The organism is Streptomyces sp. NPDC127097 (assembly GCF_042724075.1).
In the GTDB taxonomy this organism is placed as follows: Bacteria; Actinomycetota; Actinomycetes; order Streptomycetales; family Streptomycetaceae; genus Streptomyces.
The window spans coordinates 1-20,265 of record NZ_JBHXFI010000062.1; the positions used below are offsets into that span (position 1 = coordinate 1).

General features: G+C 73.2%; 15 protein-coding genes. 9 read left to right on the forward strand and 6 right to left on the reverse strand.

Features of this window, described 5'->3' with window-relative positions:
• Window positions 1–280: 280 nt before the first annotated feature.
• Entirely contained in the window at window positions 281–1,306 is a 1,026-nt protein-coding gene (locus ACFWJW_RS31970; RefSeq protein WP_387247684.1) for a helix-turn-helix transcriptional regulator, read from the forward strand.
• 111 nt (window positions 1,307–1,417) lie between these two features.
• Here ACFWJW_RS31970 and ACFWJW_RS31975 read toward each other — a convergent pair whose 3' ends face one another.
• Window positions 1,418–2,338, reverse strand: a complete 921-nt coding sequence (locus ACFWJW_RS31975) for an SDR family oxidoreductase (RefSeq protein WP_387247685.1) — start codon at window positions 2,336–2,338, stop codon at window positions 1,418–1,420.
• Between the two features lie 114 nt (window positions 2,339–2,452).
• Window positions 2,453–4,357, reverse strand: coding sequence for a hypothetical protein (locus tag ACFWJW_RS31980; protein ID WP_387247687.1), 1,905 nt, complete (start codon window positions 4,355–4,357; stop codon window positions 2,453–2,455).
• A gap of 242 nt (window positions 4,358–4,599) precedes the next feature.
• On the opposite strand from ACFWJW_RS31980, the gene ACFWJW_RS31985 reads away from it, so the two are divergent.
• From ACFWJW_RS31985 to ACFWJW_RS31995, 3 genes are all read left to right on the forward strand, one after another.
• The gene (locus ACFWJW_RS31985) at window positions 4,600–5,118 is read left to right on the forward strand and encodes a DUF4240 domain-containing protein (protein ID WP_387247689.1); all 519 of its coding nucleotides are present in this window, start codon (window positions 4,600–4,602) and stop codon (window positions 5,116–5,118) included.
• Between the two features lie 75 nt (window positions 5,119–5,193).
• Complete coding sequence (locus ACFWJW_RS31990; RefSeq protein ID WP_387247691.1) at window positions 5,194–6,081, forward strand: TIGR01777 family oxidoreductase; 888 nt, start codon at window positions 5,194–5,196, stop codon at window positions 6,079–6,081.
• A 192-nt stretch (window positions 6,082–6,273) separates the two neighbouring features.
• Window positions 6,274–7,689 carry an FAD-dependent oxidoreductase gene (locus ACFWJW_RS31995; protein WP_387247693.1) on the forward strand — a complete coding sequence of 472 codons (1,416 nt, stop codon included), beginning with the start codon at window positions 6,274–6,276 and terminating at the stop codon, window positions 7,687–7,689.
• Between the two features lie 21 nt (window positions 7,690–7,710).
• Here ACFWJW_RS31995 and ACFWJW_RS32000 read toward each other — a convergent pair whose 3' ends face one another.
• Window positions 7,711–9,171: a regulator gene (locus tag ACFWJW_RS32000; RefSeq protein WP_387247695.1), complete on the reverse strand. Its 1,461-nt coding sequence runs from the start codon at window positions 9,169–9,171 to the stop codon at window positions 7,711–7,713.
• A gap of 278 nt (window positions 9,172–9,449) precedes the next feature.
• Between ACFWJW_RS32000 and lipB the strand changes: the two genes are divergently transcribed.
• From lipB to ACFWJW_RS32020, 4 genes are all read left to right on the forward strand, one after another.
• On the forward strand, window positions 9,450–10,265 hold the full coding sequence (gene lipB, locus ACFWJW_RS32005; RefSeq protein ID WP_387247697.1) for a lipoyl(octanoyl) transferase LipB: 816 nt from the start codon (window positions 9,450–9,452) through the stop codon (window positions 10,263–10,265).
• Window positions 10,266–10,406: 141 nt separating this feature from the next.
• Window positions 10,407–11,357 (forward strand): lipoyl synthase, encoded by a 951-nt coding sequence (gene lipA, locus ACFWJW_RS32010; protein ID WP_387247699.1) that lies wholly within the window; start codon window positions 10,407–10,409, stop codon window positions 11,355–11,357.
• 212 nt (window positions 11,358–11,569) lie between these two features.
• Window positions 11,570–11,800, forward strand: coding sequence for a hypothetical protein (locus ACFWJW_RS32015; protein WP_387247701.1), 231 nt, complete (start codon window positions 11,570–11,572; stop codon window positions 11,798–11,800).
• A gap of 10 nt (window positions 11,801–11,810) precedes the next feature.
• Window positions 11,811–12,530, forward strand: a complete 720-nt coding sequence (locus ACFWJW_RS32020) for a DUF4191 domain-containing protein (protein WP_387247703.1) — start codon at window positions 11,811–11,813, stop codon at window positions 12,528–12,530.
• Between the two features lie 276 nt (window positions 12,531–12,806).
• On the opposite strand, the gene ACFWJW_RS32025 is transcribed toward ACFWJW_RS32020, so the two are convergent.
• Window positions 12,807–13,274 carry an RDD family protein gene (locus ACFWJW_RS32025; protein ID WP_362828600.1) on the reverse strand — a complete coding sequence of 156 codons (468 nt, stop codon included), beginning with the start codon at window positions 13,272–13,274 and terminating at the stop codon, window positions 12,807–12,809.
• 341 nt (window positions 13,275–13,615) lie between these two features.
• Here ACFWJW_RS32025 and glnA point away from each other — a divergent pair, with 341 nt between their 5' ends.
• The gene (gene glnA / locus ACFWJW_RS32030; protein ID WP_387247705.1) at window positions 13,616–15,025 is read left to right on the forward strand and encodes a type I glutamate--ammonia ligase; all 1,410 of its coding nucleotides are present in this window, start codon (window positions 13,616–13,618) and stop codon (window positions 15,023–15,025) included.
• Between the two features lie 59 nt (window positions 15,026–15,084).
• Here glnA and ACFWJW_RS32035 read toward each other — a convergent pair whose 3' ends face one another.
• Window positions 15,085–17,730, reverse strand: a complete 2,646-nt coding sequence (locus tag ACFWJW_RS32035) for a PQQ-binding-like beta-propeller repeat protein (RefSeq protein WP_387247707.1) — start codon at window positions 17,728–17,730, stop codon at window positions 15,085–15,087.
• Between the two features lie 2 nt (window positions 17,731–17,732).
• Window positions 17,733–20,084, reverse strand: a complete 2,352-nt coding sequence (locus ACFWJW_RS32040; RefSeq protein ID WP_387247709.1) for a PQQ-binding-like beta-propeller repeat protein — start codon at window positions 20,082–20,084, stop codon at window positions 17,733–17,735.
• Window positions 20,085–20,265 lie beyond the last annotated feature (181 nt).

A 20,265-nucleotide genomic window follows, 5' to 3' on the forward strand; every position in this document is an offset into this window, starting at 1 on the left:
TCCCACGCACCCGCGTCGCCCGCGCCGAGGACGGGCCCCGGTGCGTCCCCTCCGACCCCCGCGGCAACCACAGACCCCGCAACGGCGCCAGCCACAACGGCGCCGCACCAAACAACGCACGGCGACCAAACAGGCGCGCCAGCCACCACGGCCCCGCACCAGACAACGGCACGGCCACCCAAACAGGGGCGCGGGGAACTGCGCGCCCAGCCACAACGGCACCCGCAGACAAAAACGCACGTCAACGGCCACTGTCAGTGGCCCCCCGCATCATGGCCCCATGCGCGCGGCCCGACTGATCAAGATGGTGTTGCTACTCCAGGCTCGGCCGTCGATGACGGCGGCCGAGCTCGCACGAGAGCTGGAGGTCTCGGAGCGCACGGTCGCCCGAGACGTCCTCTCGCTGTCCGAGGCGGGCGTGCCCGTCTACGCGGACCGCGGCCGGGCGGGCGGCTACCGCCTCATCGGCGGCTACCGCACCCGCCTCACCGGCCTCGGCCGCAGCGAGGCGGAGGCGCTCTTCCTGTCCGGAGTGCCGTCCGCCCTGCGCGAGATGGGGCTGGCGGACGCCGCGTCCGCGGCCCGGCTGAAGGTCTCCGCCGCCCTGCTGCCCGAGCTGCGGGACGCCGCGACGGGCGTCGCCCAGCGCTTCCATCTCGACGCCCCCGCCTGGTATCAGGAGCCCGAGACGCCCGCCCTGCTGCCCGAGATCGCCGACGCGGTCTGGGACGACCGCAGGATCACCGCCCGCTACCTCCGCAAGGACACCGAGGTGGAGCGGGAGTTGGAGCCGTACGGCCTCGTGCTGAAGGCGGGGGTCTGGTATCTGGCGGCGCGTACGGAGGGGGACTACCGCGTCTACCGGGTCGACAGGTTCACCGCCGTGGTGGCAGCCGCGGAACGCGACAGCGGCACCGGGGCCCGGGACGCCGGGACCGAGGCCGCCCGCGAACGGTTCACCCGCGACGCCGCCTTCGACCTCCCGGCGTTCTGGGCGGAGCGGGCGGCCCAGTTCGCCCGGTCGATCCTGCGGGAGGAGGTCGTGCTGCGGCTGTCCGCAAGCGGCATCCGCCAGCTCCCCTACGTCACCGAACGCACCGCGGCCCGCGAGGCGATCGCCCGGGCGCAGTCCGAGGGCGGCCCCGACGAACAGGGCCGGCTGACGGTCACCCTCGCCGTGGAGTCCGCCGACGTCGCCTACGCCCAGCTGCTGGCGCTGGGCCCGGAGGGCGAAATACTCGCGCCCCCCGAGCTCCGTGCCCGCTTCGCCACGGCCGCCCACCGGACCGCCGCACTGTACCCATGACCGCGCGCGGCCCAAAGGTGCGTGGGGAACTGCGCGCCCGGCCACGACGCGGCCGCGGCCGCAGCCGCATGACGGCACAAACGAAGCGGCGCGCCCCGTCGGGGGAACGGCCTAGCGATAGTCCGCCGCACTCCCGTCCTTGCCCCCGAAGACCACCTCCTCGAAGTACCCGAACGCGTCGGGCCGGGACCCGTCGGTGTCGGTGAAGTCGTACTCCTTCGCCAACTGGCCGCTGGAGAGCGACTGCCCGCTCCAGCGCGCCTTGTCCGGGTCGGCGGCCAGCGCCCGCAGCCCGCGGGCGATCAGGGCCGGCGACTCGGCGATGGCGAAGTGCGGTTCCTGGGCCACCGCGTCGCGCCAGGTCTCCTCCGTCACCCCGAAGTGGTCCAGCATCTCCTCGGACCGCAGAAAGCCGGGGGTGAGCGAGACCGCCGTGCCGCCGTGTTCCTTGAGTTCGGCGGCGAGGCCGAAGGCGATGCGGTGCGGGACGTTCTTGGTGAGGTCGAAGCAGAGGTTTTCGCGGTACCGGCGGTTGAAGGTCGCGGTGCCGTCGGTGACTTCGACGACCAGGCCGCCGGGCCGCCGGATCAGCAGCGGCAGCGCGTAATGGCTGGTGATGATGTGGGTGTCGATGCCGAGCCGGAACATCCGCAGCCCGTTCTCCAGATCGAGGTCCCACAGCCTGGTGTCGAACTCGATCAGCCGGTCGCCGCCCCAGAGGCTGTTGACCAGCACGTCCAGCCGGCCCTGTTCCCGGTCGATGCGCTCGGTCAGCGCCTTGACCTGGACAGGATCCAGGTGGTCGGTCGGTACGGCGATACCGGTGCCGCCCGCCGCGGTCACCAGCTCCGCGGTCTGCTCGATCGTCTCCGTGGGCCGGCCGACCTCGCTCGTCCGCTCCCGGGTGGTCCGCCCCGTCACATAGACCAGGGCGCCGGCCCGGCCCAGCTCCACCGCCATGGCCCGGCCCGCGCCCCGGGTCGCCCCGGCGACCAGCGCCACCCGTCCCGCCAGTTCCTTCTGTCCGGTCACGTACGCCACTCCTCGCTGTCAGGTGCCCTGTCGTTCCGCATGGCGACCCTGACAGCGATACCCGACACCTTCTGTCCGGATTCCGCGCGCACTGCCCGGCCATCCGTCCACCGGTTACGGATGCGGCGCCCGTACGCTCCCTCCGGCCCGCAGCCGCCCGGTGACCTCCGCCGGTGTGGCCGGCCCGGCCGGTGTGGCGAGGGTGTTCTCCTCGGCCGTGGCGCGGACCCCGCCGGTGGTGTCGAGTCCGCCGACCCCCGGGCTGCCGGCCGCGAGCAGGTACCACTTCCCGGACTTCGCCTGCCAGTGGAGGTCCGCCACCACCTGGGGCCCGAAGCGGCTACAGGCGGCGGTGTTCCCGGCCCGTCCGGCGATCCGCCCGGGGTCGGCCGGGCGCGCGGCGGGCGGCAGGAACCGCAGGGTCACGCTGCCGGGCCCGCGCCAGGTGTCGGCGCGGGTGCACACCCAGGCCGCGCTGCCGCCGTCCTCCGGAAGCTGCTGCCGGGCGAACTCCCAGGTGTTGACGGACCGTACGCCGGCGCCCCGCAGCGACCCGAGCGAGCAGGCCGTACGGGCCCAGTTCCGCAGCGCGGGCGCAGCGGTCGCCCCGGTCGGCACCCCGGCCGGGGCGCCGGCGGACGGCGGGGGCCCGGAGGAGAGGTGGGCGGGGACGAGATCGTCGAGGTCGGCGACGAGGAAGGCGGTGTCCGGGCCGGCCGCCACGATCCGTGTCGAGGGCCGCAGCTGGGCCACCGGCCAGCGCCCGCAGCCGGTGCCCGTCGCGGGCGGGAGCGGGATCCGGTCGGTGACGCCGTCGGGGGCGACATGCAGCCCGTGCGGCGGGGCGGCCGGGGCCAGCAGATCCCGGGTGGTGATCTCGGAGATCCACGGTGCGAGCAGATAGCGCATCCAGCCTTTGCCGCGCCCGATCACCAGCGCGGCAGCGGTCGTCAGATCCGCGGCGTCGACCCGGGCGAAGTGCAGGGTGGGCGTGGCGCCTTCGGGCTCGGCGTAGCGGACCAGGCGCTCCCCGTCGTACAGGACCACCACCATGACGTTGTCGATCAGGCCCGCGTACAGCAGCTGCGGCGGATGGCCGGGCGGCCGGGTGGAGGTGCCCGCGGCCGCCCTGATCCGGGTGTCGGGGGGCGGCGCCGCCCAGACCCGCAGCGCGCGTGCCAGCAGCTTGCGGTCGCCGGCCTGCCGGCCGCGGACGGGCCAGGCGGTGAAGTCGACCCGGGAGGTGTCCGCCCACTGCTCGTTGGGGGTGCGCAGCAGCCGGCCCGGGTCCAGCGCCTGCTGCGCGGGGGTCGGGGCCGGTCGGTCCGCCGTGTCGGGCCAGGCCCCGGCCACCGCCGCACCGATCGCGAGGACGGCCGCCACCGCGGCCACCACCCGCACCCGCTGCCGGCGGCGCAGCAGATCCGTCGGCCGGGTCTGCACCATGCACGGGTCGAACTCCCCCGAGCCCAGCAGGGCCGCCGCACCGGCCCCGGTCTCCAGGTCCAGCTGCGCGGCCGCCCGCTGCGCCGCGTCCGGTTCCCCGGCCCCGGCCCGCGCCAGCACCGCGCGTGCGGCGTCCTCGTCCAGCCCTTCCAGATGCCCCAGCCCGAGGGCGGCCCGGACCGCTGCCGGGACGGCGGACAGCGCCTGGTCCAGGGCGAGTTCATCGGCGCCGCCGGCCCGCGGGAACAGCCGCAGCCCCCAGACCAGGGGCAGCGCCGGCAGGACCCGGCCCGGCTGTCCCTCGTACGCCAGCGCCAGCCGCAGGGCCCGTTGGCGGACCAGGTCGTAACCGGACTCGGGGGCCGGGCCGCGCTGCGCCGGCAGCCCGCCGTCCGGGCGGCGCAGCCGGGTCCGGGGCAGCGCGCGCTGGACCAGACCGTGTGCGGTCAGGACCCGGCGGTGGCGGCCCATCGACGGGGGCAGTACGAGGTAGGTGAGGCGGACGAGCCGTGGATAGTGCTCGACGATGGCCGCCTCGGCCCGTTCGACATCGGCCCGGGTGCGTTCGTCCATGGGCATGGCCTGGAACAGCCCTTCGCGAAATGAGGGATATGCGGTCGTTGTCCGTTGCACGCCTTCCAACGAGTGATTCTTGGGACGGTCACAAGACGGATCACCGACCGGGGTGCGCGAGCCGCGGTCCGAACACCCCGTCACCCTTCCGGGCAGCGCGTCATCATTCCGGATAACGACCCCGTCGCATCCGGGGGACTCCGCATGCGACGGGCGCCGGCAGGGCAGATGCTGGAGCGGTGATGGACGAGACGGAGTTCTGGGAGCTGATCGACGCATCCCGCGAGGCCGCTGAGGGCGATCCCGAGGAGCAGGCCGACGCACTGGTCGAGCGGCTGCTCGCGCTCGACCCGGACGCCGTCGTGGACTTCGCCCGCCACTTCGAGGCCCGCTACAACCGGGCGTACTCCTGGGACCTGTGGGCCGCCGCCTCCGTGATGCTGGGCGGCGCCAGCGACGATGCCTTCGACTACTTCCGCTGCTGGCTGATCGGCCAGGGCCGGGAGGTCTTCGAGGGCGGGCTGCACGACCCGGACCAGCTCGCCGAGCTGGTGGACGACTTCGACGAGTCGGTGGACGGCGACGCCGAGGAGCTGGGCTACGCGGCCGACGAGGCGTACGAGCAGCTGACCGGCGGGGTGATGCCGGACCTGGAGCTGCCCCCGCCGCCCCGCGAACCGCTCGGCTCCTACCTCGACTTCGACGACGAGCGGACCATGGCGGAGCGCTTCCCCACCCTCTGGGACCGCTTCCGGCCCTAGGCACAGCGCGGGCAGAGGGGCGCGATCCGGCCCCGGGTGCCGCCACCGGCCCGCCACTGCGGGCAGTATGGCCCCATGCGGATCGCGATCACCGGCTCGACCGGACTCATCGGTACGGCGCTCGTACGGTCCCTGCGCACGGACGGCCATGACGTCGTCCGGCTCGTACGGCGGGCGCCCGCGGCCGCCGACGAGGTGCGCTGGGACCCCGGGCGCCAGGAGGTCGACACGGCCGGGCTGGCCGGCTGCGAGGCGGTGGTCCATCTGGCCGGCGCCGGGGTCGGCGACCACCGCTGGACGGCCGCCTACAAGCAGGAGATCCGGGACAGCCGGGTGCTGGGCACCCGCACGCTCGCCACGGCCCTCGCCGCCATGGACACCCCACCGCGGGTCCTCGTGTGCGGCAGCGCGATCGGCTACTACGGCGACACTGGTGACCGGCGCACGGACGAGAGCGCGCCGGCCGGCCACGGCTTCCTGCCGGAGGTCTGCGTGGCCTGGGAGGACGCCGCGAAACCGGCCCAGGACGCGGGTATCCGTACCGTCTTCGCGCGCACCGGTCTGGTCGTGGCGCACTCCGGCGGCGCCTGGGGCCGGCTGTTCCCGGTCTTCCGGCTGGGTCTGGGCGGGCGGCTCGGCGACGGCAGCCAGTACTGGAGCTTCATCTCCCTGGACGACCACATCGCGGCGCTCCGCCATCTCCTCGACACCGCGGACCTGGCCGGGCCGGTCAACCTCACGGCCCCGGAGCCGGTCACCAACCGCGAGGTCACCGCCGTGATGGGCAAGGTGCTGAACCGGCCCACGCTGTTCTCCGTCCCGGCGCCGGTGCTGCGGATCGCCCTCGGTGAGTTCGCCGACGATGTGCTGGGCAGCCAGCGGGTCGTCCCGCGGCGGCTGCTGGACTCCGGGTTCACGTTCCGCCATCCCCGCATCATGGAAGCGGTCCGGGCCGCCGCGTAGGGCCCGTGTTTCGGCCGGCCAGGTCCGCCCGGCGGGCCCGGCCGAGGGCGTTCCGGCGCGCCCCCGGCTGCCCCTGACACCCAGACAACAGCCTCCCTGATGCCACCTCACACCCACGACTCGGCATCTCTCGCAGCTGTACCGGGCATGACACTCGGTGCCGCCATTTGGGACCGACCTCGGGAGGGGCAAGTGCTGCGCACCGCATCGGCCGTGGACGTCGTCATCGTGGGAGCCGGCCCGGCCGGTCTCGCCGCCGCCCGCCATCTGACCGGCGTAGGAGTGTCGGTCACCGTCCTGGAGGCCGCGCCACGGATCGGCGGCCGGTCCGTCACCGACCATCTCGACGGCTTCCGGCTGGACCGCTGCGGCCGGCCGCTGGCCGTCTCCGCCGCCGAGCTGCGCCGTACGCCGGGGCTCGGCGAGCTGACCCTGCGCCCGTTCGCCCCCGGCCTGAGCCTCCACAACGGCCAGCGGACGCAGCGCATCAGCGCCCCCCGGACCGCGCGGGGCGCCCTTGCCGCGGCACGCGCCCTCTCCCGCGCCGACCGTCGTACGGAGCGCCGGACGGACCGCCAGGCGGGCCGCCAGACAGGCCGCCAGGTGGGCCGTCTCACCGACCGGCGGGCCGTCCAGGACACGGACCGCCGTACGGACCGGAGCACCGACCGCACCGCCGACACCTCCGTCACTCCCCCCGCCTCCGCCACCCACTCCCGGCCCGCCGACCGGCCGGTCCGCGACGTCCTGGCGGGCCGCCCCGCCTTCCCGCCGCGCACCCATGACGCGCTGCTGCGGCCCCTGCTGGGCGCGCTGCTGTGCGATCCGCAGCTGCGCGGCTCCAGCCGGGGTGCCGCGGCGGCGCTGCGCGCCTACGCGGAGGGCCGGTTGTGGCTGCCGGCCGGCGGCGCCGCGGCCGTCCCCGAACTGCTCGCCGCCGCGCTGCCACCCGGCACGGTCCGTACGTCCGTGCAGGTCACCGCCGTCTCCACCACCGGCGTCAGCACCGCGGAGCACGGTCATATCCCGTGCCGGGCGGTGCTGGTGGCGACCGGCGCGCGGGAGGCGGCCGAACTGCTGCCGGGACTGCGGGTGCCCGCCTTCCACCCGGTGACCGTCCTGCACCACTCCGCGGCGGTGGCCCCCGGGAGCCGGGGCGCGGCGGCCCGCGACACGACGCTGATCCTGCCGACCGACGGCCCGGTCGCGTACACCTACGCCGCCGGCGCGATCGACCCGTCCCGTACGCCGCCGGGCCGGTCCCTGATCACCACGGCCGTGCTCGGCGCCGCGGCGGCGCTGCCGCTGTCCCTTCTGGAGCGGACGATCCGCCCTCAGCTCGACCGGATCTACGGTGCGCACACCGAGGACCGGCAGCTGCTGACCGCCCATCACACCCCGTACGCGGTCCCCGCGATGCCCGCCCCGTACGACCCGGAGCGCACGGTGCGGGTGCTCGCCGGGCTCTATGTGTGCGGCGACCACCGCGACACCAGCACGCTCCAGGGCGCCCTGAACTCGGGACGGCGCGCGGCCCGCGCCGTCCTCCAGGACTTCGGCCTGCCCGGCCTCACGACGGAACCGGACACCTTGCCCACGGCGGCCTGACCCCGGGGGGCCGGGCCCGGGTCACCCCAGCGCCGCCACCCGCTCCTGGTACCCCCGGACCGCCGCCGCGTCCCGGTACGGCTCCAGGCGGCGCTCGAATTCCCGGACGTACTCATGGGCCCGTACGGACCGCATCTCGGAAGCCTGGAGCGCCGCCTCGGCACCCAGCGTGCACGCCTGCTCCAGCTCGCCCAGGCCCAGCCGGGCGGTCGCCAGCACCACCCGGCAGAAGAGCCGGCTGCGGGCGAAGCCGGCCGCCCGCAGCTGGAGGGAGCGTTCGGCGTGCTGGGAGGCCGCGCGGTACTGCTGGAGATCGCGGTGGCAGTGCGCCAGTTCGTCGGCGAGCTGTGCCTCGTCGAAGAAGCGCGCCCAGTACGGGGTGTCGTCGCCGGGGCGGACGGTCTCCAGCGCCCGCTCGGCACGGGCCAGCGCCGCGGTGCAGGCCCGGACCTCGCCCAGCACACCGTGGCCGCGGGCCTCCGCGGAGTGCAGCAGCGCCTGCACCGTGGGCGGTGCGCTGCTGCCGATGCCCTGCTGGGCGACGCGCGCCAGCTGGACGGCCTCCCTGCCGTGCCCCAGATAGACGGCCTGCCGGCTCATCGTCACCAGGACGTAGGACCCGTACGCCCGGTCGCCGGCGGCCTGGGCCAGCCGCAGGGCCTGGACGAAGTACCGCTGCGCCAGCCCGTGGGCCGCGATGTCGTACGAGGTCCAGCCCGCCAGCCGGGTCAGATCGGCGGCGGCGGCGAACAGCCGGCGGCCGGTGGCCTCGCTGTAGGTGCCGCGCAGCATCGGCTCGGCCTCGTGCTCCAGATAGCGCACCAGGGCCTGCCGGGCGTGGCCGCCGCCGTAGGCGTGGTCCAGCGCCCGGAACAGTTCGCCCACCGAGCGCAGCGCCGCGATGTCGCCGGAGGTGACCCGGGAGCCCTGGGTGCGGTCGACCCGGTCGTTGCGGCGCTGGCGCGGCACCACGGCGGGCCGGCCGCCCTGGGCGGGCACCCGGCCCGCGCCCTCGGGGGCACTCTCGCCGCGGGCGACCCGCTCGTCGGCCCGGCCGATCAGCCAGTCCCGGCTGGGCACCACGAGCCCGGCCGGGGTGAACGCGATCTTGCGGAGCTCGGCGTGGCTGCCGGAGTCCTTGCGCCACAGGCCGCTGACGATGTCCACCGCCTCGCTGGGGGTCGCGGCGAACTCCAGCCCGGCGTAGACCGGCGCACAGGCGTCCAGGCCGAGGTCCTGGGCGGACAGCCGGCGCCCCAGCCGGCGGGTGAACACCTCAGCGATCAGCGCCGGGGTGGTGCCTCTGGGCTGCTGGCCGCGCAGCCAGCGGGTCACCGACGTCTTGTCGTAACGGAGGTCGAGGCCGTGCTCGATGCCCAGCTGATCGACGCGTCTGGCCAGCCCGGCATTGGAGAATCCGGCCTCGGCGATGAGCGCGGCCAGCTGGCGGTTGGGCGTGTGGTGCGGGGGTCGTTCCGTCATCAGCTTTACCGGTCTCCTGCCTTCCGGGCCGCACTGCCGGGTTCGGCGGACCCTGTCCGGCATGCTCAGCGCCCTTGTGGAACGGCGTGAATGTAACGGCCTTCGGCGGCCCGATCCCGGCCTGTGACCCGCGTTCATCCGATCGTGTGAGCAGGGACGTACCGGCCGGGACCCCCGGCCGCCTGCGGAGACCGGAGCCGGCGGCCGTACAGTGGCATGGGCGCGAAGTGGCATCAACGTTGCAGCAAAGTGCAACGAAGGTTCGAAGAGGAGCTGCCGTGACTGCGATCTCTCGGGGGGAGACCCCCGCACCCGAGGGGCTGCGCTTTGTGCATCTGGGCTTCGGCGCCGACGCCGTGGAGTACGAATCCGCCTGGCAGGAGCAGCGCCGGGTGCACGCCGCCCGGTTCGCCGACGAGGTCCCCGACACCTGTCTGCTGCTGGAACACCAGGCCGTCTACACCGCGGGGCGCCGGACGTCCGACGACGAGCGGCCGCTGGACGGGACCCCGGTCGTCGACGTGGACCGCGGCGGGAAGATCACCTGGCACGGGCCCGGCCAGCTGGTGGGCTACCCCATCCAGAAGCTGCCGCGTCCGGTTGACGTCGTGGCCCATGTCCGCCGCCTCGAAGACGCGCTGATCCGGATCTGCGCCGAGTTCGGCGTCGAGGGCACCCGGGTCGAGGGCCGCAGCGGGGTGTGGGTGCTGGGCGACCCCGTCGAGGAGCGGGCGGCCCTGGGCGGGCTGAACCTCGACTTCGACCCGCGGGTCACGGACGAGCTGTTCGACCCGCGGCTGAACGGCCCGGAGTACGCGCCGTCCAACGCCGGCCAGCGCCGTGAGGACCGCAAGCTCGCCGCGATCGGCATCCGCGTGGCCAAGGGCGTCACGATGCACGGCTTCGCGCTGAACGTGAACCCGGACAACACCTCGTTCGACAAGATCGTTCCGTGCGGCATCCGGGACGCCGGCGTCGCCTCGCTGGCCAACGAGCTCGGCCGCGAGATCAGCATCGCCGAGGTGCTGCCCGTGGCCGAGAAGCATCTGCGGGACGTCCTCGAGGGCGCCGAACTGCTCCCCCGCGCGGTCTGAACGGCGGGACGCCGGTCATGCGCCCCGGAGACCGCAGGGAATGCACCCCCGCCATACGGGGTTGCACCGCGCGTAAAGACGTGCGAATCAACGGGCGTACCCTGGTGTACGCCGAAGAAACGAAGTCGTAGGGAGCCGGTCGTGTCCGCAGTCGCACCCGACGGACGCAAGATGTTGCGCCTGGAGGTCCGGAACAGCCAGACCCCCATCGAGCGCAAGCCCGAGTGGATCAAGACCCGGGCGAAGATGGGTCCCGAGTACAACCACCTCCAGGGCCTGGTCAAGAGCGAGGGGCTGCACACGGTCTGCCAGGAGGCGGGCTGTCCCAACATCTTCGAATGCTGGGAGGACCGCGAGGCGACCTTCCTCATCGGTGGTGACCAGTGCACCCGCCGCTGTGACTTCTGCCAGATCGACACCGGCAAGCCGCAGGAGCTGGACCGCGACGAGCCCCGCCGGGTCGCCGAGTCCGTGCAGACCATGGGCCTGAAGTACGCCACGATCACCGGCGTCGCGCGCGACGACCTGGAGGACGGCGGCGCCTGGCTCTACGCCGAGACGGTCCGGCAGATCCACGCCGCGATGCCCGACACCGGCGTCGAGCTGCTGATCCCCGACTTCAACGCGGTCCCCGAGCAGCTCGCCGAGGTCTTCTCCTCCCGCCCGGAGGTGCTGGCCCACAACGTCGAGACGGTCCCGCGGATCTTCAAGCGGATCCGCCCCGGCTTCCGCTACGAGCGCTCGCTGGAGGTCATCTCCAAGTCCCGCGAGGCCGGTCTGGTCACCAAGTCGAACCTCATCCTGGGCATGGGCGAGGAGCGCGAGGAGATCAGCCAGGCGCTTCAGGACCTGTACGACGCGGGCTGCGAGCTGATCACGATCACCCAGTACCTGCGGCCCTCGGTGCGCCACCACCCGATCGAGCGCTGGGTCAAGCCCGCCGAGTTCGTGGAGCTCCAGGAGGAGGCCGAGGAGATCGGCTACGCGGGTGTCATGTCCGGCCCGCTGGTCCGCTCCTCCTACCGCGCCGGCCGCCTCTACCAGCAGGCCATGGAGCGGCGCGAGGCCGAGGCGTCCAGTCGGGCGGTTTGACGCTCTCGGCGCGCCTTCTTGTGAAACGTGGCACATGCTGAGGACGCGGCCCGCACTCCCCCAGAACGGGGGGCGTGGGGGCCGCGTCAACGTTTCATTGGTGTTTGACCGGCAGGTCATCCGTTGGTAACACCTTTCGGTGACGATGGATGCACGCACCGCTCCCGCACCTACCCCTGCTTCTCCGAACAGATCAGAGGGAGTCACCCACCATGCAGGCCGCGCCGCTCCGCGCCACCACCGCCCCCGCCCCCGCCCTCCCGCTCCCCTCGGTCACCGGCGCCCTGCGTGCCGTCGAGGCCGTGCTGATGCGTGGCGGCCAGCGCACCGCCCGTCGTAACGCCTGGACGTCGGTCCTGGAGGACCGCCGCCGCGCCAAGGACCGCCACGAGGCCGAGTACGTACTGGAGGCCGCGGCGACCAGCCGTCCGCACGCCACGTAGACTGCGCTGTATGGCGAGGAAGGTAAACGCTGAGGGCGCTGTCGGCGCTGCCGGCGCTGAGAACACCGGGCGGCTGAAGCAGATCGCCCTGACCTACAAGATGACCCGTCGGGTCGACTCCAAGGTCGGTCTTGTCGTCGCTGGTGTAGGCATCGTCGTATTCGGCGTTCTCCTTGCCATCGGCTTCGCGATCGGCCACCCCATCTACGCGGGGATCCTGGGCTTCGTCCTGGCCTTCCTCGCGATGGCGATCGTCTTCGGCCGGCGCGCCGAGCGAGCTGCCTTCGGGCAGATGGAGGGCCAGCCGGGCGCGGCGGCCGCCGTGCTGGACAACGTCGGCCGCGGCTGGACGGTCACCCCCGCGGTGGCCATGAACCGCAGCCAGGACGTGGTCCACCGCGCCGTCGGCAAGGCCGGCATCGTGCTGGTCGGCGAGGGCAACCCGAACCGGCTCCGTGGCCTGCTGGCCGCCGAGAAGAAGCGGATGGCGCGCACCGTCGCCGACGCCCCCGTCCACGACATCATCGTGGGCGACGGCGAGGGCCAGGTGCCGCTGAAGAAGCTCCGTACGACGCTGCTGAAGCTGCCGCGCGTGCTCCCCGGCGCCCAGGTGACGGCCGTCAACGACCGGCTCAAGGCGCTGGGCGACCTGATGAGCAACATGCCGGTCCCGAAGGGCCCCATGCCGAAGGGCATGCGGATGCCCAAGGGCGGCGGCAAGATGCGCTGACCACCGTCAGCGACCGGCCGGGCGCACGGGCGACCTGTTGCGCCACCTGCCGGTCCCCACGGGGCCGCTGCCGGAGGGCGTGCGGATGCCCGAGGGCGACGGACCGACATCTGAACACGCGACGACGCCCCGGAGCCCTGAGCTCCGGGGCGTTTCGAATGTCGACTGGGGTGGGGGTGCCTGGGCCGCGGGCGGTCCGTCGTCAGTCGACCCGCGACTCGTCAGTCGACCCGCGACTCCCGGACCGTCACAGACGGGCTTGTTACGGCCGGACCCTCACAGACGGACCTGTACGGCACGTGTGAGGCGATCGTGCAGCCCCCGCCCGTCCCGGTCCCACACCACCGCCGGAATGACCACCACCAGCAGCACGGTGCGCAGCACGACCCGCGGCAGCGAGATCCGGCCACCGTCCTCGGAGATCACCCGCAGGCCCAGCAGCCGCTTGCCCGGCGTGAAGCCGACGGTGCCGACCGTCAGCACGCTGAGCACCGCGAAGACCACCAGCGCCCAGTTGCTCGCCGCCTGCGCCTTACCGCCGCTGAGCAGGCCGTACGCGATGAGCAGGCACAGCGCCCAGTCGATGAAGAGCGCGGCGAAGCGCCGCCCGGGGCGGGCGATCGAGCCCGGCCCCTCCTCCGGCAGCCCCAGCTGCTGCCCGCGGTATCCGAACTCGACACCCATGTCCTCGGCTGCCGCGCGGGGCCCGGAGATCCACGATCCGATTGCTCGCCTGTTGTCCACCCGACCACGGTACTGCGACCGCATACGTTCCCTTCGCGGAGGTCCGGCCAGGGCGCGGGGACCGCGGTCCGCACGGACCGGGCGCGACGGGCGGCCCGGAAGGGGGCAGGACGGCTCGGCGGGCCCCCGGCCGGGGTGGCGGCAGCGGCCGCCCGGAACATCCCTCTTTGGCGCACACTGGGAGGTAAGGGCGGCCGCCGCCGGTTAACCTCGGCGAAACAAATGGGTCATGCTTGGGAAATCCCGCCTGCCTATGGTCGGGCATCGCGCCACCGCACAGGGTCGCGTTCCGAGTAGCAATCCCGCGTCCGCCGACCGGTGACCGGGCTAGGAGGAGTTGGATGTTCCAGAACGGCGACGAGGCCAAGAAGTTCATCGCGGACGAAGACGTGAAGTTCGTCGACGTCAGGTTCTGCGACCTGCCCGGTGTGATGCAGCACTTCACGATCCCGGCGAAGGCGTTCGACCCGGCCGAGGAACTCGCCTTCGACGGCTCCTCGATCCGCGGCTTCCAGGCCATCCACGAGTCCGACATGGCGCTGCGCGCGGACCTGTCGACGGCCCGTGTGGACCCGTTCCGCCGCGACAAGACCGTCAACATCAACTTCTTCATCCACGACCCGATCACGGGCGAGCAGTACAGCCGTGACCCGCGCAACATCGCCAAGAAGGCCGAGGCGTACCTCGCCTCCACCGGCATCGCGGACACCGCGTTCTTCGGCCCCGAGGCCGAGTTCTACGTCTTCGACAACGTCCGTTTCGAGACGAAGTCGAACGAGTCCTTCTACCACATCGACTCCGAGGCCGGCGCCTGGAACACCGGCTCGGAGGAGAACAACCGCGGCTACAAGGTCCGGTACAAGGGCGGCTACTTCCCGGCCCCGCCGGTCGACCACTTCGCCGACCTGCGTGCCGAGATCTCCCTGGAGCTGGAGGCGGCCGGCCTGGAGGTCGAGCGTCAGCACCACGAGGTCGGCACGGCCGGCCAGGCGGAGATCAACTACAAGTTCAACACGCTGCTCGCCGCCGCCGACGACCTGATGCTCTTCAAGTACATCGTGAAGAACGTCGCCTGGCGCAACGGCAAGACCGCGACCTTCATGCCCAAGCCGATCTTCGGTGACAACGGCTCCGGCATGCACGTCCACCAGTCCCTGTGGCAGGGCGGCGCGCCCCTCTTCTACGACGAGCAGGGCTACGCGGGCCTCTCGGACACCGCCCGCTACTACATCGGCGGCATCCTCAAGCACGCCCCGTCGCTGCTGGCCTTCACCAACCCGACGGTGAACTCCTACCACCGCCTGGTCCCCGGCTTCGAGGCCCCGGTCAACCTGGTCTACTCCCAGCGCAACCGCTCCGCGGCCATGCGTATCCCGATCACGGGCTCGAACCCCAAGGCCAAGCGCGTCGAGTTCCGCGCCCCGGACCCGTCCTCGAACCCGTACCTCGCCTTCTCCGCCCTCCTCCTCGCGGGCCTGGACGGCGTCAAGAACAAGATCGAGCCGGCCGAGCCGATCGACAAGGACCTCTACGAGCTCGCTCCCGAGGAGCACGCGGGCGTCCCCCAGGTCCCGACCTCCCTCCCGGCCGTCCTCGACGCCCTCGAGGCCGACAACGAGTACCTCCAGCAGGGCGGCGTCTTCACCTCCGACCTGATCGAAACCTGGATCGACTACAAGCGCACCAACGAAATCGCCCCGATCCAGCTGCGTCCGCACCCGCATGAGTTTGAGCTTTACTACGACATCTAAGCCGCGGATTCCGTGCGAAGGCCGCCACCCCGCTCCCGGGGTGGCGGCCTTCGCCGTGCTTACTTCCCCTCGGCCCCAATAGCCGTGAGCCCCTTCTCCGTTGGGCCGTAGACCTGGTTGTTGTCGGCCCAGAAGGCTACGGGGGTGGTCCAGGAGGCGGTGCTGCCGGCGAATTCGTAGGTCCAGCGGGCTTTTCCGGTTTCGGGGTCGAGGGCCCAGAGTTGGGACTGGGCCCAGAGGTAGGTGGTGTGGGGGGTGGGCTGGAGGGCCAGGACTCCGGTGCGGAGCATGGGGAGGGAGCCTGCCCAGTGGATGGCGCCGGTTTTGGCGTCGAAGGCGTGGAGGATGACGTGGCCCTGGTAGTCGGGGCCGGCGGCGTAGACGGTGGAGCCGTCCGGGGAGGCCGCCATGGCGTGGATGGTCACGCGGTCGGGAGACTGCCATGCCTTCTGGCCGTTCGTCGCGTCGATGGCGTAGAGGCGGTCGGACAGGTAGAGGAAGAGGCCGCCGGCGGAGCAGTGGGGGCCGTCGTGCCAGGAGACGGTGAAGACGTCGCTCTCGTGGCCGGAGGTCTGGCCGCCTCCGGGGGCGGGCTGTTGCCACTGGATCCTGCCGCGGGCGCGGACGTCCAGTCCGGCGAGTTTCGGGGCGCTCCGGTCGGGGTTGCTGGTCATCCACAGCAGGCGGGTACCGGACGACGGGACCTTGAGCGTGGCCTGGCCCATGGTGGTGTTCTTGAAGGTGGTCTCCCAGCGGAGTTTTCCGGTCGCCGGGTCCACGGCCCAGATGAAGCCCTGCTGGGCGAAGAGCGCCGACCCCCTCGACGGGTCGGAGCCCAGCTTCGAGAGTTCGGAGCGCAGCTTCGCCATGTCGTCGGACAGGCGGCTCTTCGACATCGTGCCGGTGACGTAGACCGTGTCGTCGAGCATTCCCGGCACCCACGCGGTGGCCACGCCGGTCTGCGGGCTGCCGAGGGTCCAGGCGACCTTGCCGGTGTCGAGGTCCACGGCCCGCAGCACCGTGGCCGGTTCCGGCAGCCAGCGCGTGCGGCCCGGCATCTTCGTCTGTCCGATCGCGAACGCCATGCCGTGGCCGACGACGACGGGGCTGCCGCCCATGCCGGCGACGGCCGGCTGGGACGAGAGGTTGGACCGTGGTCCCCACCGGGGGCGGCCCGCGCGGTCGAAGGCCCAGAGGTGCTTGCCGCTGACCGCGACGACCGTCCCGTCCGCGCCCGTGACGTGGGTCAGGGGTTCGGTGAGGGGAGCCGTCCACCGCGGGGTGGCGACGCGGCGGGTGGCGAGCGGGCGGGCGGGGTTCTTGAGGGAGGGGGAGGTCGAGGTCTTGCCGCCGGTGCGGTCCCAGAGGGAAAGGGCGAGGGTGGTGCCGCCGCCGGCCAGTGCGACGGTTCCGCCCGCCAGGCCGAGGAGGAGCTTGCGGCGGCCGAGGAGGGGGGTGGGGGGCGGGGACCCGGGGGCGGAGGCCGGGGACCCAGGGGTGTAGGCCGGGGGTGCGTCCGGGAAGTCCGGCACCGGCCCGTACGGGGGTTCCGGGGTTCCCGGCGCGGGAGGCTGCCCGGCGAGTGGGGAGGCGGGGCTGGGCAGGAGTTGGGTGGCCGCTGTCGGCCCGGCGTCAGCTGCGCCAGCGGCATCGGGCGGGACGGGCGCAGGGGGCAGGAGTTGGGTGGCCGCTGCCGGCCCGGCGTCAGTGGCGTCAGGCGGGACGGGCGCCGGGGGCAGGAACTGGGTGGCCGCTGTCGGTCCGGCGTCCGCAGCCTCGGGGAGGGCGGGCATGCGTTGGGTGGGGCCCAGGGTGGGTGGCCGGGGTGGGGTCATGACCGCGGATGCCTCTTCGATCGCGGCGATCAGGGGCGGGGGGAGCCAGGCGCCCGGTGTTGCCAACTCCGCGTCGCGTTCGATGAGTTCGATGAGCTGACGTGGCGTCGGCCGGTCGGCGGCGTCCTTCGCGAGGCAGGCCGCGACCATCAGCCGGAGGCTGTCGGGGACCGTGGACAGGTCGGGCTCGTCGAACACCACCCGTTTCAGGACGTCCGGGACCCGGCCCTCGCCGAACGGGCTCGCCCCGGACGCGGCGAAGACGAGGGTGGCGCCGAGCGAGAACATATCGCTCGCCGAGGAGAGCGGTTCCCCGTTTCCCTGCTCGGGAGACATGTACGCGGGCGTGCCGAGGACCACGCCGGTGGTCGTCAGCGCCGTTCCCTCGGCGGCCCGCGCGATGCCGAAGTCGATGACGTACGGCCCGTCGAGGGCCAGCAGGACGTTCGCGGGTTTCAGGTCGCGGTGCGTGAGCCGGGCGGCGTGGATGTTCACCAGGGCCTCGGCCACGCCGGCCGTCAGGGCCCGCAGCGCGGCCTCCGGGAGCGGGCCGCCGATCTCCACCGCGCGGTGCAGGGAGATCCCGGGGACGAACGCCGTCGCCATCCACGGCACGGTGGCGTCCGGGTCCGCGTCGACCACCGCGGCGGTGAAGGCTCCGGACGCGGCTCGCGCCGCTGATACCTCGGCACGGAACCGGGCGCGGAAGCCGGTGTCGCCGGCGAGTTCGGGGCGGATCAGTTTCACCGCGACCGTGCGGCCGCCGGCCGACCGCCCGAGGTAGACCGAGCCCATGCCGCCCGATCCCAGGCGGCCCAGCAGCGTGTAGGGGCCGACCCGGGGCGGGTCCGAGGGGTCCAACGGCTCCATTTTCAGGCTCCGTTCGCGTGGAGAGCGGCGACCGTCGTGGCCGTCGGGTCCGAGAGGCAGAGTCGCCCGTCACCGGCTGTCCACGCCAGTTTCGTGGGATCGGTTCCCTTCATGCCGGTGTACTTCCAGCGGGGCTTGCCGTTCGCCGGGTCACACGCCCAGACGACGGCGTCGGCACCCATCCGGTACAGGTTTCCGTCGGCGCACAGGATGCGGGCGCCGAAGGCTCGGGAGTCCTTGGAGTCGGCGGGGAGCGGCGCCTTCCATCGCGTCCGGCCGGTGGCGCTGTCGAGGGCGCCCAGGGAGTAGCCGTGGTCCTTGTCCTGGTAGAGGGCGTAGAGGATCTTCCCGTCCTTGTCGGTGGCGATGCCGTCGCCCCGGAGGGACGCGGGGACGACGTCCGGCACCGTCCACAGGGCCTTCCCGGTCGCCGGGTCCAGTGCCGACATCCGGCTGCCGCCGTCGACGAGGACGAAGTGCCGCCCGGCGGCGGCGAGGGTGTGCGGCTCCACCTTCTTCGACCAGGCGGCCTCGCCCTTGGCGTCGAGCGCCCGTACCCGGGTGGTGCCGGCGAACAGGGCGTGGTCACCGCGCTGCGGCAGGGCCGAGAAGATGAGGTCCGCGTTCTCGCCGTATAACCAGGAGGTTTTGCGGGAGGCGAGGTCCAGCGCCCAGACGTGGTAGCCGGCGGGGTTCGGGCCGTGGTCCTTGCCGTCCCCCCAGCCGATCAGATACGCCGTGCCGTTCAGGATGCCGCAGAAGCGGAGCACGCCCCGGGTGTGCGGCCGGTCCAGCGTGGCGGTCCAGGCGGCCTTCCCGTTGGCCAGGTCGATCGCGAGTACGGCGCTCCGCATGGCCGTCGATTTCATCGACATCCCGGCCACGTACAGGTGGCCGTCGTCCACGGCGGCGATGACGTTCGGCAGCGATCCCTGGACCGAGAAGGCGATGCCGTGGTCGGCGCCGTTCACGGTCCACTTCGTATTGCCCTCGTCGTCGAGCCCCAGGACCCGCTCAAGAGACGGGCAGGCCACCACGCCGTGGGAGGAGAGCACCTGTGGGCAGGTCGCGGACTGTTTGTCCTTCCAGGCCAGGGTCGCTTCGGGGACGTCGTCGCCGGAGGGGCGGGGGCGGCCGCCCGGCTCGTCGTCGGCCTTGCCGGTACCGCTCAGGGCCAGCCCGAGCCAGGTGCCCGCCCCGGCCACCGCGAGGGTTCCGCCGGTCAGGCCGAGGAGCAGCTTGCGGCGGCTCGTCCAGGGGCGGTCCGCATCGGGAGTGTCGGGGCGGTCGGGGTGATCAGGGGTGTTGGCGGTGTCGGGGCGGTCCGCGCCGTAGTGGTCCGCGGCCGGGCCGAGCGGCTCCGGGCGGCCCGACGCCGGACCGCCGGCTTCCGGACCACCGGGCTCCGGACCGCCCGCCGGGCTGCCGACGGCGGGTGTGGCAGGGGTGAACGGCCGGGTCGGCGGGGGTTCGGGCAGCGTCGTCATGACGGCGCGGACGGCGATGATGTCGGCGGCGACCGCCTCCGGGAGCCAGCCGCCGGACGGGATGGGGTGGCCCTCCCGCTCGACGAACTCGGACAGCTGGCGCGGGGTCGGCCGGTCGTCGGGGTTCTTGGCCAGACAGGACGCGATGAGGTCCCGCAGCCCGGCCGGGACCGCGCCGAGACCGGGTTCGGTGTGCACGATGCGGAAGAGGACGCCGGCGGCCGCGCCCGCGCCGAACAGGCTGTCCCCGGCCGCGGCGAAGGCGATCGCCGAGCCCAGCGAGAACATGTCGCTGGCCGCGGTGAGCGCCTCCCCCACCGCCTGCTCCGGCGACATGTACGGGGCCGAGCCGATGATCGCGCCGGTGGAGGTCAGCGCGGTGCCGTCGACGGCCCGCGCGATGCCGAAGTCGATGACGCGCGGCCCGTCCAGCGCCAGCAGGACGTTCGCCGGTTTCAGGTCCCGGTGGATCAGCCCGGCGTCGTGCACGCTGGCCAGCGCCTCCGCCACCCCGGCGGTCAGCGCCCACAGCGCGCCCTCGGGCAACGGGCCCCGGGTGCTGACCGCCTGGTCCAGCGAGACGCCGACGACGAAGGCCGTCGCCATCCAGGGGATCCGGTCCCGCGTATCGGCGTCCACGACCGGCGCCGTGAAGGCCCCGGACACCAGGCGGGCCGCCTCGACCTCGCGCTGGAAGCGGTCCCGGAACGCGTCGTCCCGTGCCAGATCCGGCCTTACCACCTTCACCGCGACCGTGCGGCCCCGGGCCCGGCCGAGGTACACCGCCCCCATCCCGCCGGCACCCAGCCGGCCCAGGAGTGTGTAGGGCCCGATCTGCCGTGGGTCCGCGGCCTCGAGCTGCTTCATCGCATCCCCCTTCAATGAGCCCCCACAGGCTACTGCCGGAGCGGTGGCCGGCCACCCCGGTTCGGATCAACGGATCGGCCCAACCTGCCGTGGTGTGACGGCTGTTGGCGTCGGCGGCGGGTCGGAGCGGCGGCGCCTGGCCCCCGCCGACCGGGATTGACGGGCCGGCTCCGGGCGGCCC